At 50.1% G+C, this 16442-nt stretch carries 19 protein-coding genes; 11 read left to right on the forward strand and 8 right to left on the reverse strand.

Annotated elements, in window-relative coordinates:
* Nucleotides 1-25: 25 nt before the first annotated feature.
* From F1E05_RS08475 to F1E05_RS08485, 3 genes are all read right to left on the reverse strand, one after another.
* On the reverse strand, nt 26-1411 hold the full coding sequence (locus F1E05_RS08475; protein WP_150047880.1) for a sigma-54-dependent transcriptional regulator: 1386 nt from the start codon (nt 1409-1411) through the stop codon (nt 26-28).
* The gene (locus tag F1E05_RS08480; RefSeq protein WP_150047881.1) at nt 1398-2612 is read right to left on the reverse strand and encodes a sensor histidine kinase; all 1215 of its coding nucleotides are present in this window, start codon (nt 2610-2612) and stop codon (nt 1398-1400) included. The genes F1E05_RS08475 and F1E05_RS08480 overlap by 14 nt, the downstream gene beginning before the upstream one ends.
* 109 nt (nt 2613-2721) lie before the next feature.
* Entirely contained in the window at nt 2722-4149 is a 1428-nt protein-coding gene (locus F1E05_RS08485; RefSeq protein ID WP_150047882.1) for a sigma-54 dependent transcriptional regulator, read from the reverse strand.
* A 229-nt stretch (nt 4150-4378) separates the two neighbouring features.
* Between F1E05_RS08485 and F1E05_RS08490 the strand changes: the two genes are divergently transcribed.
* The 6 genes from F1E05_RS08490 (at nt 4379) to F1E05_RS08515 (ending at nt 9461) form a co-directional block, all read left to right on the forward strand.
* Nucleotides 4379-5626, forward strand: coding sequence for an HlyC/CorC family transporter (locus F1E05_RS08490; RefSeq protein WP_150047883.1), 1248 nt, complete (start codon nt 4379-4381; stop codon nt 5624-5626).
* A gap of 97 nt (nt 5627-5723) precedes the next feature.
* Nucleotides 5724-6425: a bifunctional 2-polyprenyl-6-hydroxyphenol methylase/3-demethylubiquinol 3-O-methyltransferase UbiG gene (ubiG, locus tag F1E05_RS08495; RefSeq protein WP_150047884.1), complete on the forward strand. Its 702-nt coding sequence runs from the start codon at nt 5724-5726 to the stop codon at nt 6423-6425.
* A 7-nt stretch (nt 6426-6432) separates the two neighbouring features.
* Entirely contained in the window at nt 6433-7107 is a 675-nt protein-coding gene (locus tag F1E05_RS08500) for an HAD family hydrolase (RefSeq protein ID WP_150047885.1), read from the forward strand.
* Nucleotides 7098-7826 (forward strand): SDR family NAD(P)-dependent oxidoreductase, encoded by a 729-nt coding sequence (locus F1E05_RS08505; protein ID WP_150047886.1) that lies wholly within the window; start codon nt 7098-7100, stop codon nt 7824-7826. The genes F1E05_RS08500 and F1E05_RS08505 overlap by 10 nt, the downstream gene beginning before the upstream one ends.
* A gap of 8 nt (nt 7827-7834) precedes the next feature.
* On the forward strand, nt 7835-8380 hold the full coding sequence (gene sufT / locus F1E05_RS08510; RefSeq protein WP_150047887.1) for a putative Fe-S cluster assembly protein SufT: 546 nt from the start codon (nt 7835-7837) through the stop codon (nt 8378-8380).
* Between the two features lie 190 nt (nt 8381-8570).
* The gene (locus F1E05_RS08515) at nt 8571-9461 is read left to right on the forward strand and encodes a GGDEF domain-containing protein (RefSeq protein ID WP_150047888.1); all 891 of its coding nucleotides are present in this window, start codon (nt 8571-8573) and stop codon (nt 9459-9461) included.
* 43 nt (nt 9462-9504) lie between these two features.
* On the opposite strand, the gene F1E05_RS08520 is transcribed toward F1E05_RS08515, so the two are convergent.
* Complete coding sequence (locus tag F1E05_RS08520; protein WP_150047889.1) at nt 9505-10431, reverse strand: chemotaxis protein CheV; 927 nt, start codon at nt 10429-10431, stop codon at nt 9505-9507.
* 121 nt (nt 10432-10552) lie between these two features.
* Here F1E05_RS08520 and flgA point away from each other — a divergent pair, with 121 nt between their 5' ends.
* The 4 genes from flgA (at nt 10553) to F1E05_RS08540 (ending at nt 12951) form a co-directional block, all read left to right on the forward strand.
* Entirely contained in the window at nt 10553-11251 is a 699-nt protein-coding gene (flgA, locus tag F1E05_RS08525) for a flagellar basal body P-ring formation chaperone FlgA (RefSeq protein WP_150047890.1), read from the forward strand.
* 68 nt (nt 11252-11319) lie between these two features.
* The gene (flgM, locus tag F1E05_RS08530; RefSeq protein ID WP_150047891.1) at nt 11320-11634 is read left to right on the forward strand and encodes a flagellar biosynthesis anti-sigma factor FlgM; all 315 of its coding nucleotides are present in this window, start codon (nt 11320-11322) and stop codon (nt 11632-11634) included.
* Nucleotides 11635-11638: 4 nt separating this feature from the next.
* The gene (locus tag F1E05_RS08535) at nt 11639-12133 is read left to right on the forward strand and encodes a flagella synthesis protein FlgN (protein WP_150047892.1); all 495 of its coding nucleotides are present in this window, start codon (nt 11639-11641) and stop codon (nt 12131-12133) included.
* A 56-nt stretch (nt 12134-12189) separates the two neighbouring features.
* Nucleotides 12190-12951: a flagellar brake protein gene (locus F1E05_RS08540; RefSeq protein WP_232056825.1), complete on the forward strand. Its 762-nt coding sequence runs from the start codon at nt 12190-12192 to the stop codon at nt 12949-12951.
* 44 nt (nt 12952-12995) lie between these two features.
* Here the strand turns inward: F1E05_RS08540 and gltA are convergent, their stop codons facing one another.
* From gltA to F1E05_RS08560, 4 genes are all read right to left on the reverse strand, one after another.
* A complete protein-coding gene (gltA, locus tag F1E05_RS08545) occupies nt 12996-14291 on the reverse strand; it encodes a citrate synthase (protein ID WP_150047894.1) in 1296 nt (431 codons plus the stop codon).
* A 340-nt stretch (nt 14292-14631) separates the two neighbouring features.
* Nucleotides 14632-14991, reverse strand: a complete 360-nt coding sequence (locus tag F1E05_RS08550; RefSeq protein WP_150047895.1) for a hypothetical protein — start codon at nt 14989-14991, stop codon at nt 14632-14634.
* Nucleotides 14988-15185: a hypothetical protein gene (locus F1E05_RS08555; RefSeq protein WP_150047896.1), complete on the reverse strand. Its 198-nt coding sequence runs from the start codon at nt 15183-15185 to the stop codon at nt 14988-14990. The genes F1E05_RS08550 and F1E05_RS08555 overlap by 4 nt, the downstream gene beginning before the upstream one ends.
* A 9-nt stretch (nt 15186-15194) precedes the next feature.
* Nucleotides 15195-15431: a thioredoxin family protein gene (locus F1E05_RS08560; protein ID WP_150047897.1), complete on the reverse strand. Its 237-nt coding sequence runs from the start codon at nt 15429-15431 to the stop codon at nt 15195-15197.
* A gap of 277 nt (nt 15432-15708) precedes the next feature.
* Here F1E05_RS08560 and phoU point away from each other — a divergent pair, with 277 nt between their 5' ends.
* Nucleotides 15709-16404, forward strand: a complete 696-nt coding sequence (phoU, locus tag F1E05_RS08565) for a phosphate signaling complex protein PhoU (RefSeq protein ID WP_150047898.1) — start codon at nt 15709-15711, stop codon at nt 16402-16404.
* Nucleotides 16405-16442: the final 38 nt, after the last annotated feature.

Consider the following 16442-nt stretch of genomic DNA (forward strand, 5'->3'; position numbering starts at 1 on the left):
CAAGCACTTTTCAAGCCATGTTAATTCAGCAAGGCACGGGTAGTCCGGCTTCTTTCATACGGGCGATTTTATATCTTAACGTGCGCGGACTGATACCCAATTTTTCCGCGGTGGCTTTGCGGTTGCCTTGCGCGTCCTGCAGACTTTGCAGGATGATTTTTTCTTCCGCCGAGCGCACACCGTCGCCCAGGCTCACGCTGTCCGCCGCATCGCCGTCATTAACGGGAATGTCTAGGTCCGGCCGGTACGGAGAGGTTTCGGCATACGGGCAGCGCATGCCGGTATCGATTTCGTCTTCGAACAGCAGGCATTCGCTGCTGATTAAACCGTTCGTTTGCAAGATCAAGGCGCGTTGCACGACGTTTTCCAATTCCCGGACGTTGCCGGGCCAGTGGTAGGCCTGCAATTTGTCGATGGCTTCCGAATCGAATCGGTAAGCCGAATGGCTGTGCGGGCTATGTTTGGCCAAAAGCTCGTAAGCCAGCGGCAAAATTTCGCCGATGCGTTCGCGCAACGGCGGAATTCTGAGTGGAAATACGTTCAAGCGAAAATATAAGTCTTCCCGAAACAGGCCTTGTTTGACGTAGTCTTTGAGCTTGCGGTTGGTGGTTGCCAAAATTCTGACGTTCAACTGAATTTTTCGTTGCCCGCCCAAGCGTTCGACTTCTTTTTCCTGTAATACCCGCAATAGTTTGGCTTGCAAACTCAAGTCCATTTCGGAAATTTCGTCCAAAAGCAGGGTGCCGTTTTGCGCTTGTTCGAATTTACCGGGCATGGCTTGCGTGGCGCCGGTGAATGCGCCTTTTTCATAACCGAACAACACGGCTTCCAGCATGTTTTCGGGTATGGCCGCGCAATTGATCGCTTCGAAGGGGCCGGCGTGGTAATGCGAATTGCGGTGAATGTAGCGCGCCATGACTTCTTTACCGCAGCCGCTTTCGCCTTCCAATAATATGCTCACCCCGGTTTTAGCCACCTTACTGGCCAAGCCGTAGAGTTTTTTCATTTGCCCGTCGCAGATGACCCGTTCAGGCTCGCTGCTCGGGGCCGGTACTATCAAGCCGGCTACTCTGTTAACCAAGGTGGCGGCTTCGAACGGCTTGATCAAATTATCCGCCGCGCCGGCTTGCATGGCTTCCACCGCGCGGGGAACGGTACCATAGGCTGTCATTAACAGCACCGGCAAACGATCGAATTTTTGCCGAATGTTTTGCAGCAGCTCCAGGCCGTCCATGACCGGCATTTGCACGTCGCTAATGACTAGGCCGAACTCGAATTTATGTAGCAGGCTCAAGGCTTCCGTGCCGTTTTGTGCGGATTTGACGCTGTAGCCTTTTAGCTCCAAAGTGTCGCATAGGGCTTCGCACAAAGAAAGATCGTCTTCCACGATCAAAATGTCATGCCGTCTCATGTTGATGCTCCTTGAGTTTCGCTTGATGGGGGCGTTGCGTTGCACTGGATAGGTTGATAGGGGGTTGCACGATAGGCAAGCTCAGGTGAAACGTGCAGCCTTGATCGGGCCGGTTATGGCAATCTATCCGGCCGTTGTGGGCGTTGACCACGCTTTTGACCACGGCCAGACCCAAGCCTGTTCCGCTGATTTTGGTGGTGAAAAAAGGTTCGAACAAGTGTTGCAATGCTTCCGGTTGGATGCCAGGGCCGTTGTCGGCAATCAGAATTTCGACGTTAGCGCCGCTTTGTTGGGCAGTCAGTTTGACGGTGGTGGCGCCGGCTTCGATGGCGTTATTGAGAAGATTGAGCAATGCGCCGCGCAGTGCCGCTTCGTTGCCCAGCATGTCGTCGTCTATGACGCGATTGTCCAGCTCGAAGGTACCGTTAAACTGCGCCATGCGTTCGGCGCTTTTCGCCAACAATTCCAGCCAAGAAAAGCCCTGCATCGCTAAACGGCCTTGCTTGGCGAAAATCAACATGTCGTTGACTTCCCGTTCCAGGAAGTGCAGACGTTCCAAAATTTTCTCCGCAAACGGTTGGTATTTTCTGAGCGGCAGTTGGGTAGTGGCGAGTTGCGAGGCGTACAAAATCGCCGTCGCCAACGGCGTTCTGACTTGATGGGCCAGACTTGCGACCATTTCGCCCATGGCGGATAAATGTTTTTGTTGGGCCAAGGCATCTTGTAGTTGTCTCAGTTCGCTGACGTCGGACAAAAGAATGATGCGTTCGTCGGTTTCGCCGAGGCGGTTGACGGTCATGGCGACGACCCGACCGTCGGCCAACAGATGTTCGTGCGGCGAATTGGACGGGTGTAAGCTGCGGGCGGATACGGTTTGCCAGTCCAAGCCTATCAGCGGTTCGCCAAGCAGGCTGACTGCTTGCTGGTTGCAGTCGACGATATGGTCTTGGGCATTCACGACTAGCACGCCGGCCGGCAATGCGGCAAGTATCTGTTGTAAGCGCGCGGCGAGTTTTTCCTTTTCTATCAAGGTCGCCATGCGCTCGCTGCGGGCGGCGGCCAATTGGACGTTCAGCCGGGCAACTTGCTCCTGCAAGCCTTGATAAGACTGCGCTAAATGTTCCGACAGTTCGTTGAAGATGCGAAAGGCGTCCGCCAGACGTTCGGATTTTTGCTGAAACTGGAAGTGCGGATTAGTCATGGCAAAGCGGAAATTGGCTGTTTCCGGAGAAAAAGCAATTTTCAGGCCATATATAATTTAGAATTTATTCAATGGGTTATAATTTGTTGGCGAGTTTTTGACGCGTCGATTATTGGCTGTCGGTTTTACGCAGTTTTTCTACCAGCGTGGTACGGCGCATGTTCAACAGCTTGGCGGCGTGGGCGACGACCCCGTTGCATTCCTCTAAAGCCTGACGAATTAGTTCGTTTTCCAATTCGTTTAGGTATTCCTTTAGATCGATACCTTGTTCCGGCAATTGAATAGTGCCGCCTGGGGCGAAAGCCAACATAGGCTGTTCGGCGTCGGATCTGAATGGCAGCGGCGCTGGAGCGGCGGCGGGCTCGGGATCGCTCCAATCCAGTTTGCTATCGTCCGGAAGCTGATAACCCTGGAATTTTTCCGGCAAATTGGCGGCGTCGACCATGCCGTTAGGATAGATAATCGCTAAGCGTTCGATCAGGTTGGATAACTCCCGTACGTTACCCGGCCATTGATGTTGCATCAGCAAGGCGATTGCTTCCCGGCTCAAACGTACCGAGCCGCGCTTGTCGGCTTCCATGCGGGCAATCAAATCGCTCACCAGATAGGGGATGTCCTCCGGCCGCTCGCGTAACGCCGGAACTTCGATGGGAAATACGTTCAGACGGTAAAACAAGTCTTCCCGAAACCGCTTTTCGGCGATTTCTTGTTCCAGATGCCGGTGGGTGGCGGCGATGATGCGAACGTTGCAATGGATGGTTTTATTGCTGCCGACCCGTTCGAAAGTCCGTTCTTGCAGCACGCGTAGCAGTTTGACTTGCATGGGCATCGGCATGTCGCCGATTTCGTCCAAAAACAAAGTGCCGCCTTCGGCCAGTTCGAAGCGGCCCTGCCGGCTGGTCAATGCTCCGGTAAACGCGCCTTTTTCGTGGCCGAACAGTTCGCTTTCCAGCAGTTCGCCGGGTATGGCGCCGCAGTTGACCGGGACGAAGGGCTGATTTTTGCGTAACGAGGCTCGGTGCAATGCTTGGGCAATCACTTCTTTGCCGGTGCCGGATTCGCCTAAAATCAGCACTGTGGCATCGGACTTGGCGACTTGATCGATCAAGTCGCGGGTTTGTTGTATCGCGGGACTGCGTCCGACTAAGCCTTTGTGTGACGCTTTCGGACTGTCGGCTTCTCGGCGTAGCGGGAGAGTGTCGACGAATTCAATGAATTCGGAATATACCGTAGGCCAGGTCAAACTATGGGTGATCAGTTGCTGGATGGCGCTGCTGATCGGCGGCGTTTCCTTATCTTGCAGTAACACTACCGGTGTGCCGTGGCACTTCTCGTCGACATTGCGCAATAAGGCCGCCTGTTTGTCCGGCGTGCTGCCGACCATGATAGCGTCGAAGTCGTTGGGTTCCTCCAGTGAAGAAGGGAAATCGATGCTGGTGGTGACCGTAAGCGGGTATTCCAAAAATTGAAGAATCGTGCGAACTTGCTCAGTCCTGGAGGCGCTATCGTCGATTAACAAAAAGGATGGAAAATCCATACGGGTATTCACGGTTGAGACCGGTCGGAGTGCTGGGAACTTTTAAAGTTAAGCATCGAATCGTAAGCTTGTCAAAATGCAATCTATTTCAATATTTTGGAGAATAAATCTTAACGCCTGTGTTAGGAATTGTGCAGATAGACGCTCGATTAAGCCAGCCTTATCGACTTGACAAATAGCGGTCTACGTAGAAACATAACCTCATGTTTTGTAATCTTGAGCGCTCTCTTTGAACGACATTCCCTTAAGTGTGCTGTTTGGCATACTCGCTGTTTTATTGCTTCTTTCCGCATTCTTTTCCGGCTCCGAAACCGCTCTGATGACGTTGAACCGTTACCGGTTGCAGCATCTCGTGAAAAAAAAACACCGGGGAGCCATTAAGGCTCACGATTTGCTCAAACGCCCGGACCGTTTAATCGGGCTGATATTGTTGGGGAACAATTTCGTCAACATTGCGGCCTCTTCGATAGGCACGTTGATTGCCATCCGCATAGGCGGAGAAGAGATGATTGCTCCGGCGGCAGTCGTTCTGACGATCGTGGTATTGATCTTCTCCGAGGCGACCCCTAAAACTCTGGCCGCACTCAAGCCCGACTGTTTGGCTTTTGTTTCCGCTTGGATTTACGTGCCGCTGCTCAAGTTGTTTTATCCGGTCGTTTGGGTGGTAAACGTAGTATCCAATTTGCTACTGCGCATGGTCGGCATGAATCCGAACAAGGTCAAGAAAGACTTATTGGATAAAGACGAACTCAAATCCATCGTGTCGGATACCGGTCACTTGTTGCCGGCCCGCTATCAAAATATGGTGCTGAGCATTTTGGATTTGGAGTCCGCCAGCGTCGAAGACATCATGACGCACAGAAAGGATATTGTCGGTATCGATATGGAAGATTCGATCGAAGAGATTATCGAACAGTTGCGCAATAGTCCGCATACCCGCTTACCGGTCTACAAAAAAAATATCGACCGGGTCATAGGTTTTCTGCACATACGTTCGGTGTTGTCGCGTATCAGTTTGGTCGACTTCGACAAACAAATCATTATCGACAGTTTGACTAAACCGTTTTTCATTCCGGCCAGTACGTCCATCCACAAACAAATGCAGATATTCAAGGCCGAAAAACTGCGCATCGGCTTGGTGGTGGACGAATACGGCGATGTGCAAGGCTTGGTCACCTTAGACGACTTGCTGCAAGAAATCGTCGGCGAATTGATTGCCGAGGAGCCGGCCATTCAGGCGCAAAAAGACGGAAGCTATGTTGTGGACGCCGGCATCAGCATACGCGAGTTAAATAGGGTAACTCATTGGGATTTACCCACCGAGGGACCGAAAACGTTGAACGGCTTGATTTTGGAATATATGGAGACCATTCCCGAGCCCGGTACCAGCATCCGTTTGCACGGATATATCTTGGAAATCATTCAACGCGACGACAATACCGTAAAATTCGTCCGCTTCCATCCTATCGACGATTAACTCTTGGACCTTGCTGTTACTCGCGGGATGGGACACCTGTGACGAATAACCGAGTAATATAGTAAGATATAGATCAACCCTTTCGACCGCTAATGCTATGACAGAAAACGTTCATCCCCACGAAATTCATAAATTCGGTTCGCAAGCCGAACGTTGGTGGGACCCGGGTGGCGAGCTTAGGACCTTGCACGAAGTGAATCCTTTGCGGTTGGAGTTTATTCGCCGATTCGCCGATATTTCGGATGCAAAGGTAGTGGACGTCGGCTGCGGAGGCGGCATTTTGACTGAAGGACTCGCACAGGCCGGGGCTAATGCGTTAGGCATCGATCTTAGCGACGAGCTGATCGACATCGCCGATTTGCACGGTTTGGAGACCGGGTGTAATGCCCGTTACGAGAAAATTAGCGCCGAGGCCTTGGCGGAACGCGAGCCGGCCGGTTTCGATCACGTGACTTGCATGGAGATGTTGGAACACGTCCCCGATCCCGCTTCCGTGGTTAGCGCTTGTGCACGTTTGGTCAAGCCCGAGGGGATGGTATTTTTTTCTACCTTGAATCGGGTGCCTAAAGCCTATTTATTGGCAATCGTGGCGGCTGAACATGTGTTGAAGATGGTGCCTAAAGGTACGCATGAATATAAAACCTTTATCAAGCCCTCCGAACTTAGCCATATGGCCCGGAGTAACGGCTTGGAACTGAAAGCGATGATAGGTATTCAATACAATCCGTTTAGTAAGCGGTTTAGTTTGGGCAAAGATGTGGACGTCAATTACATTGCCGCGTTTCAGCGTGTAGGCTGAGACGGATATGCCGGGATTTGATTTACAGTGCGTACTATTCGATTTGGACGGGACCCTGGTCGATACTGCGCCGGATTTGATCGCTTGTTTGCAGCGGACCTTGTTGCAATTCGGTTTGCCTGGTGTGGACAGTGCTACGGTCAAGCCGCAGATTTCCAGCGGTGCCTTGGCGATGATACGGCAAGCGGCGCCTGCCGCCGATGACGACGCGCAGCAAGAAATGCTGGCTTTCATGTTGACTTGTTATCAGGACAATATCGCAACCCACAGCCGTTTGTTTCCCGGTTTTTATGAGGCATTAAGCGCGATAGAGGCTTGGGGATTGAAGTGGGGGGTAGTAACCAATAAGCGTCAGCGTTTTACCCTGCCTTTAATGGAAGCATTGGGTTTAACGCCGCGTGCAGCTTGCATAGTCAGCGGCGACAGTACCGGCCACAGTAAACCGCATCCGGCGCCGATGTTCGCCGCGTGCGCCAGCGCCGGAGTCGGGCCGAAAAACTGCGTCTACATCGGCGACGCTTTGCATGACATTACCGCGGGTAAGAGCGCCAACATGAAAACGCTGGCGGCGACATACGGCTATCTAAGGTTAAACGATGAGCCTCGGCTTTGGGGCGCGGACGGTTTGATCGAGAACGCTGAGCAATTAACCGGTTGGATCAAGGATTCGCTATGCCGTTAACCTCGCAAGTCATTTTAATTACCGGAGCGGGCGGAGGTCTCGGCGGCAGCGCGGCGTTGGCGTTGGCAAAACAGGGCGCCGAGTTGATTCTGCTTGATAAAAGCATTCCGAAACTGGAAAAAGTATACGACGCCATTGTGGAAGCGGGCGGGCCGGAGCCTGTCATGTATCCCTTCGATTTGGCGGGAGCGAACGAGGCGCAATATCAGGACATGGCGGATGCAATACAGCAGCGCTACGGCGCTCTCCAGGGCTTGTTGCATTCTGCTGCCGAATTTAACGCTTACACGCCGATTACGCTGCACGGTACTAAGGAATGGGGACACACTCTCAACGTGAATTTGAACGCAGCCTTCTTATTGACCAGGATGTTGCTGCCTTTACTGCAAAAAAGTGTACAGGCATCTATTGTGTTTACCTCCGATTCGGCGGTCAGGCGAGGGCAAGCCTATAGCGGCGCCTACGGGGTATCCAAAATTGCGCTCGAAGCTTTGGCGCGCATTTTGGCGGCGGAATTCGAGGCCGGACAAAAAATACGGGTCAATACCCTGGTTCCGGGGCCTGTGGATTCGCCGATACGGAAAAAAGCGTATCCCGGCGAAGATAAATCCCGGTTGCGGGAACCTAATTGTATGGATGCACTGTACTGTCATTTGTTTGGCGCGACGAGTATCGGCGTTACCGGTCAAGTTTTTGACGCGCAAACGTTTACCTTTTAATAATCGTTATGGCAGAAAGAGAAGTTGTTTGTTTAACGCGGGATGTCAATATCGTCACCATACCGGACGGTTACCACGGTATCTTGAACAAAGGCCAGGAAGTCACGATACATCAATCCTTGGGTAGTAATTTTACCGTGGTAACCGACTACGGGCACATGGTGCGGATAGCCGGTAGCGATGCGGATGCTTTGGGTAAAGAGGCGCATGCGCTACATACCTTGGTGTCCGAGACCGATGCCGAAGCGGTGGCTAAAAATTGCTGGGAGGTGTTGAAGACCGTCTATGATCCCGAAATTCCGGTCAATATCGTCGATTTGGGGTTGGTCTACGGATGCGACGTCACGGCGGCGGAAGGTGGGAACGACGTGCGTATCCGCATGACGCTCACCGCCCCTGGTTGCGGTATGGGGCCTGTGTTGCAATCCGATGTGGAGAAGTCGATCAGAGCTTTGCCCGGAGTCAATTCTGTCGATGTGGAAATCGTGCTGGATCCGCCGTGGTCCAGAGACATGATGTCCGAGGTGGCTCAGGTGCAACTCGGCTTGTTTTAACCGTAGCGCTTAGCTTGATTGCTTTTTTCGAGCTTGGGATATCTAGGGAAAGCGAGTCTGCATTAGTGGCAAAAAATTGCCACCTTTAGCATTGTCAAACTGTAATGAATTGTTTTATATAAACAATTAACAACTGGCACGCTTGTGGCTTTGTATGGGTAAATACCTGTTCAAGGCCAGAGGATGTGTCATGAAAGAAAAAGCCGTTGAATTAGCCGTTGTCAGTAATAAAAGCTTCGAAGCGTCGGCTGCGGTCAATTTACACCATTACGATATCAGTAGTGCGCTGCAAACGACTTTGGAGTTCAGCGAACTGATTTCTATTTTCGGCAACAAAATTCAAGCCACCATTCCGCATAACAGCGTGGAATATATCAACCGCGAATTCGACTTGGCATTTAAACGGGGAGCGGTCGGCCGCCACTCATGTTGCTATGGCTTGAAAGTCGAAGATCAGCAACTCGGCGAATTGAAACTTACCCGCAGCCAGCGCTTTACAAAAGATGAGCTAAGGATGCTTGAAAGCTTGCTATGTTGTTTGATTTATCCTCTGCGCAATGCAACCTTGTTTCAACAAGCCTTGCAAAAAGCGTATACCGATACATTAACGCAAACGCATAATCGGGCGGCATTCAACGACACCTTGATGCGCGAAATCAAACGTGCAGCTCGCGCCGAGCGGACGTTATCGTTAGTTTTCGTTGATATCGATCATTTTAAGCGTATCAACGACAATTATGGTCATGCTTGCGGCGATCTGGCCCTATCTTCTCTGGCCGGCTGGATCAAAGAAAGTATTCGCGGCAGCGACGCGGTTTTTCGCTACGGCGGCGAAGAGTTCGTGATTTTGTTGCCCGATACCGGTAACGATGAAGCGGTTTTAATTGCGGAACGAATTCGTGCCGGCATCGAAGCCCATACCCTCGCTTACGGTATGACCGTGCTGAATATCACGGCAAGTCTGGGAGTTAGTTCTTTGCGTGAGGGCGATTCTATGGAAAGCTTGGTAAAAAGAGCGGATGCCGCTATGTACAGGGCAAAAATCGGCGGTAGAAATCAAGTGCAGACATGCCCGGTTTGATAGGCATACGTGGTTTGGGGTTTTAGTGGCGGACAGGTTTGGATTATTGTCCGCGCAGGTTTCTAAGCTGTTTTTGAATGGCGCTAAGCAGCGAATCCGGATCGAATTTGGCTAAGAATTCGTTAGCGCCGACTTTCTGTACCATGGCAGTATTGAACACGCCGCTTAGTGAAGTGTGTAAAATTAAATAAACCTCACGCATGGCCGGATTGGATTTGACTCGGGTGGCCAAGGTGTAACCGTCCATGCGCGGCATTTCTACGTCCGAGATGATCATTGAGTATTTATCTTGAATTCTGACGCCTTCTTCCGCTAATTTGGACAAATGCTCCCAGGCTTCTAAACCGTCTTTCAATAAGGTACACTCGATACCGATTTGGTCGCAGACGCGTTTGACTTGATTGCGCGCAACGCTGGAATCGTCCACCACCAGGATGTGGTCGTTTTGGCAAGTCAATTCGTTATCGATGGTTTCCGCCGCAGCTTCCTCGCGGCCTCCCATCACTTCTTTCATTACTTTTTCCACATCGATCACTTCTATTAATTCTCCGTCGACCTCGGTTACCGCAGTCAGGTAGCTTTCCCGGCCGGCGCCCTTAGGCGGAGCTTTAACCTGCTCCCAGCCGATATTGATAATACGGTCGACCGAACCGACCAAGAAACCCTGAATAGAGCGATTGTATTCGGTGACGATCACATAGCAGCCGGTGTCGCGAGGTAAAGAACGCATGCCTATCGCCATCGATAAATCCAACACCGGAATAGTCTTGCCGCGTAAATGGGCAACTCCGCAGATTACGGAATGCGCTTTTGGTATCTGCGTCAACGGCGGGCATTGTATGACTTCTTGCACTTTAAATACGTTGATGCCGAAGCGCTGCCTGCTCACTAATCTGAATAGTAATAATTCGAACCGGTTATGTCCCGCCAATTTAGTACGTTGATCAACCCCGTCTAAGACTCCGGCCATACATTACCTCCCGCAAATTGATAGTCATCAAATTATAGTCAGTTTGAAATTGCTAACTTGAATAAATTTCTTGGTATGGATTCTGCTTCATTTTCAATAAAGTCAATTATCCGTCTGTGTCATGAAAGCATTAAGAAGATACATCCGATGGTTGTGGCCGTTGCTTGCAATTCAGCCGTGTTTTGCGCAAACCGAGCAATCGCTGCAAGCGATAGAAGACACGGTCTATCAATTTGTCACCGGTTCATTGGAGCCGAACGGAAATTACCAAATTTCCAAACCTTCGTTGGATCCCAGGCTGAGTTTGCCTGCCTGTGATTCGGTTTTAGACGCCGCCGTGCAATCGGGCAATCTGCAGGCTGGCCGCAATACGGTTAGCGTCAGCTGTAACGGCACTAACCGCTGGACGATTTATAGCACTGTTTTCATTAAGTCCTATAAACAAGTATTGGTGACGGTTAAGCCACTGGCCAGAAACGATGTTGTATCGGCCGGAGATTTGCGACTGGAAGCCAAAGACGTTGCTCTATTGCAAAAGGGTTATCTAAGCGATGCTAACGAGGCGCTGGGTAAGCAAAGTGTTCGCTTTCTACCGGCCGGAAGCGTGCTCTATCAGGGGCTATTTGCCGAACCCGCGCTCGTCAAGCGGGGGGAAGCGGTTAGCATTCAATCCGGGAAGCCCGGGTTGTTAATTTCTTCTACCGGTATAGCCATGATGGACGGGGTAAAGGGACAACAGATTAGAGTCAAAAACGTCTCGTCTAAACGCGTGATCCAAGCCACGGTGATTCAACCGGGTTTGGTAAATGTTTATTTCTAAAAACCGTTAAAGGATAAGACAATGTGGCCGATACTAGTTGCAAGCAAAAACACCACAGGACTTCAGTCATGGCAATACAATCGATCAATGCAAATGCTCCGATTAATGCGACTGCGACGGCCAAAGCTGCTACCAACAAAGTTAACGTTGAAAGCAAGGAACCGTCGCCGGGAGGCGTGGCGGAAGACGATACGGTTAGTCTTACCAGTACCGCCCAAGATCTTAAAAAGGCCGAAAATGTTATTGCCGCCACTCCCGTCGTAAATGATAAAAAAGTCGCTGATATCAAAGCCGCTTTACAAGCCGGCACTTATCAGCCTGATTTTGAGAGAACGGCCGGCAAAATGCTGGATTTTGAAGCTAAGTTATCGAAGACGACGTGATGATATGATAGATAAAACCTTTCCTATCGCTGAAAAACTGTTAGCGAACGGCGACAAGCTGACGCAGCGTTTAATGGATCTTCTAACCAAAGAGCAAGAACAACTACAGCGAAAATTCGATCCCGCGTCCATAGCTGCCGTCGCGGCCGATAAAAAAGAGGTGGTGGCCCATCTTGAGCAGTTCGCCAAACAGCTTAGCCAAGTTTTAGCCACTGAAAAATTAACTCTGGCTCAGCAAGGGGTGCAGCACTATTTAACTAAAGCCAGGGCAAGCGGTATTGACATCGAAGAGCCGGCGAAATGTTGGGCCAGCATAGGTAATTTGTCTAAGACCTGTCGTCAGTTGAACGAACAAAACGGCGCCGGCATCGATATATTGAGCCGGCATACCCAGCGCTCTTTGGCGATTCTGCGCGGCAAATCCCCCATCGCGACTACCTACGGCCCCGACGGTAGTACCCGTAGCGAGCTATTTTCACACACTTTGATTTCGGTGTAGACTGAACGTATAAACAATCTGTCAGACTGGATTATATGTTCGATAAAATTAAGCGTATGTTTTCTCAAAAAGATGTCGCGGTAGATACGGACGACAATTACGAGATAACTCCGTTTGAAAATCCAAACTTCATTACCGATCCTATCAAAATAGCCGGTTTGTTATCCGAGATCGAAGTCAGCTCTCCACTTTGCTCCGTTCAGATCGAAGGTAGTCAAAACGAATATAATTCATCGATTTTAGGTATTAAATTAGATAAAAATCTGATTGTTTTCGATGAGCTGATCCCCAAAGACGGGAATTTCGAAATTCAAAGAGCGCCATCGGTCAAAATGTCGACTTTTCATAAAGGCGTGCATTTGTCGTTTAATTTGACCGGTGTGGAAACCGGATACTCCAAAGGGATTACTTATTACCGCGCATCCATTCCGGATCGCATTTATTATCCGCAACGCCGGCGGGCTCCCAGAATTGAAATTAGTTCTATCGACATTGGTTTTTCCGGGATTTCCGAACGCACCGGCATTTCGGTGACCGGTTATTTGTTCGATCTCTCCCGTGGTGGGGCGGGTATCGACGTTCCTGTGAACCGCGCGAGGGTTCAGCGTGGCGACAGAATTAAAAACTGTCAATTGGTGTTGGACGAATACACCATGGATTTCGATTTTTCGGTACGCTTTACCAAAGCTGTGCCTATCAGTCCTAATCGGGTACAAATAGGCGGATTTTTCGAAAATCTTTCCAGTAAGAGCGAAGCCAAGCTGTCTTATTTTGTCGCGTCGTTAGAGCGAGTCGAGATACGAAAACAAAAAGCCTAAGGTTTACTACCTCGTCCTTGAGGTAAGGGCAAAGAGCAAGCTTATTAGCGTAAGGAAATCGGTTGTACTTCCCGCATCGGAACGCCTTGGTAAAGCTGTCTTGGGCGGCCTATTTTCAGTTCCGGATCGGATATCATTTCGTCCCATTGCGAAATCCAGCCTACCGAGCGTGCCAACGCGAAAATGGCGGTAAACATTTCCGTAGGAATGCCAAGCGCGCGTAACACGATCCCCGAATAGAAATCGACGTTGGGATACAGCTTCCGGTCGACAAAATATTCGTCTTCCAAGGCGATACGTTCCAATTCCATCGCTAATTTGAACAAAGGATCGTCGTTTAAATCCAGTTCGTCCAAAACCTCATGACAGGTTTGACGCATCAGTTTGGCTCTAGGGTCGTAATTTTTATAGACTCTATGCCCGAAGCCCATTAAGCGGAATGGATCGTTTTTATCTTTGGCTTTTGCGACATATTCGGGAATATTGGAGACGCTGCCGATTTCTTCCAACATATTCAGCACCGCTTCGTTTGCTCCACCATGCGCGGCACCCCACAAGCAGGCGATGCCGGCTGCCACGCAAGCATAAGGATTAGCGCCGCTGGATCCGGCTAATCTGACCGTGGAGGTGGAAGCATTTTGTTCATGATCGGCGTGCAGGATCAGAATGCGATCCAAGGCGCGAATCAATACCGGATTTGGTAGATATTCGTCGCACGGGTCTCCCATCATCATGCGCATAAAGTTTTCGGCGTATCCGAGTTTGCGTTTCGGATAAATGAAGGGCATACCGATGCTGTACTTGTAACACATGGCGACGATGTTAGGCATCTTGGCGATCAAGCGTATCGCCGTGAGGTATCTGTCGTCTCTATTATTGATGTCGATGTGATCGTGGTAGAAAGCGGATAAGGCGCCGACTACGCCGACTAACACTGCCATAGGATGAGCGTCGCGTCTGAACCCGCTGTAGAAGCGGGTTAATTGTTCGTGAACCATGACGTGCTGACTGACCATGGTCACAAATTCTTTCATTTCGGCACCGTTTGGCAATTCACTGTTTAGCAGCAAGTAGCAAACTTCGAGAAAATCACAACGTTCGGCCAATTGTTCGATGGGGTAACCGCGATACAGCAATATGCCGGCGTCGCCGTCGATAAAGGTGATTTTTGAACGGCAACTAGCGGTAGAAGTAAAGCCCGGATCGTAAGTAAAACACCCGGTTTTGGCGTAAAGAGTGCGGATATCGATTACCGATGGCCCTAAAACACCCGGTATGACAGGCATTTCGCAAGCGGGCTTATTCGGATCCGTCGAGAGGGAAACGAGTTTTTCCGTCATAAATTTCTCCCAGAATGTATTTTCGGCTACGCGAAGCGCAGCCATTGTATTCTATGCGATCAGAGATTCGGCAACTAGTTGGCGATTGTTTAGCATCGGTTACTAAGCTATTTCCAGCCGATCATGGGTTTATCGCTACATCATTTTTAAATCGGCGCAATTCGGCTTGTTCCGGCTGATTTTGCGCAGCCATTAAGTTTTTTGATGCCAGGGAGGATGGATTGATAAACAGTGGCGGTAAGCCGCTTCGCTAAAGGCGGGCGAGCATCATTACAAACAAATCGGATTAAAGCGCTGCCGAGCCGGTACCGGTTCGATACAGCGCTTTGTGCGGGGAACCTTAGCCTTGGCCGGGTAGCATGCCTACCGAACCCGGTTTGATGCGTTTACAGGTGACGACGACATCTTCTTGGTGGCATTTTTGTAGATCCGTCTGAGTGCCGCAAGAGGTACAGACGGTAGTACCTGCCGTTTTGATTTCTTCTAAATGCCAACCGTAACCTTGGAATTGGCAAAAACGTTTGCTGTAACGAGTTAAGGTATATTCGCGCGACGCGGCTTCCTTGGCTTTGGTTTCCGAGCTGCACTGTGCGGATGGCAAGGTGTTAGCCATTAAATCCCGGAATATGTATTCAGTCGCTTCGGCTTCGAATTGGAAGCAGGCCATTAATAGCGCCGTTAAGGCAAGTTGTTTGGTCATTGTGAAACCTCGCGCTCGTTGATGATGCGAATATTCATTTGCTGAATCTCTTCGTTTAATTGTTGCTTGATAGGGGCGAATTTTTCGGTTTCGCTCATCTTCACCGCTAAAATCGTGCCGACTAAAGCAATGGCCGCAAGCACCATATAAAGCACAAAATGGTCTTTTTCTAGGGTTTGTGTCGTTTCGTTCATGTCAGTGCCTCAGGATTTCAAATCCGCTAACGCGGCGCCGAAATTGATATGAAAAACATGACCCTCTACCACCAGGGCCGGAACCGATTGCACCCCGGCGGCTTCGGCTTCGGCCAAGCGCTGTGATTGTTCGCCGACGTGCACGACTTCCAGCGAATATTTATTTGGATCGATCACGTTTAGTAACATTTGTTCGGCCGTTACGCAGACCGGGCAGCCCGCGTGGTAATACCTTGCGCTAGTCATAATGTCCCTCCTCGGTTAATTGATAGCGATTCGAAACTTACTACAGAGACTTGTGCTTGTCAAATTATATCGATTCGATATTTTTAGAGTAGTGCAAGGACGCCGCTTGCTTGTCATATTTCCGTCATATTTTTGGCTTAGGATTTCAGGCAGATGAAACAGGATGAGTGAAACCGTAGTTGTTGGTGCCGTTTAGTCTATTGGCCTTAAATGGCGGAGATAGGAAAACCAAAAAATAATCCGGAATTTTTGAGTTTCAGAAGAGGATCGTTAACGTATGACGCAACACACACTGAAAGCGTTTGACGCTGAGTTAAAAGAACTGCATGCGCTAATCGTCGAAATGGTGAGTTTACTGGTTTGCCAGTTGGAGCAGACCTTGGCTGCATTGGATGACGGCGACATGGAAATGGCGTTAAAAATCAACGCTGACGATGCTAAAGTTAACAGCTACGAACACTTGATCGACGCTCAAGTGATTAACGTGTTGGCTAGGCATTGTCCGGTTGCCGACGATCTGCGAACCGTCATTTCTATCGCCAAAATCAGTTACGAATTAGAAAAGATAGGCAATGAAATTGCCGATTTCGCCCGTTTGGTCAGCGTGTTGTTCGACCCTAAAACCAGCGATCCCAACCGTAATTTGTTGGCGGACATCGTCAAAATCGCCATATTGGTTAAAAAGATGTTGTCGAAATTGCTGTTGGCCTTCGATAAGGCGGAATCCGAGCAAGCCTACTTGCTTTTACACTATAACCACGAGTGCGAAGCGGAATTATTGGCCGGCATCAAGCATCAATTGACTTATGTGATGAACGATGTCCGGCTGATCGGTCGGGCAATGGATATCATGCACATTTTGAAATCCTTGGAGCGTTGCGGCGAACATAGCCGAAACATTGCCGAATATTTGATCTACATGCTGGAAGGCGTAGACGTGAGGCATTCCGGCATTTCTTACGACATGGAATGAGACTGCCCGACCGGCGGATCGAAGCAAGACTCGGTTAT

This window comes from Methylomonas rhizoryzae (genome assembly GCF_008632455.1).
Lineage (GTDB): Bacteria > Pseudomonadota > Gammaproteobacteria > Methylococcales > Methylomonadaceae > Methylomonas > Methylomonas rhizoryzae.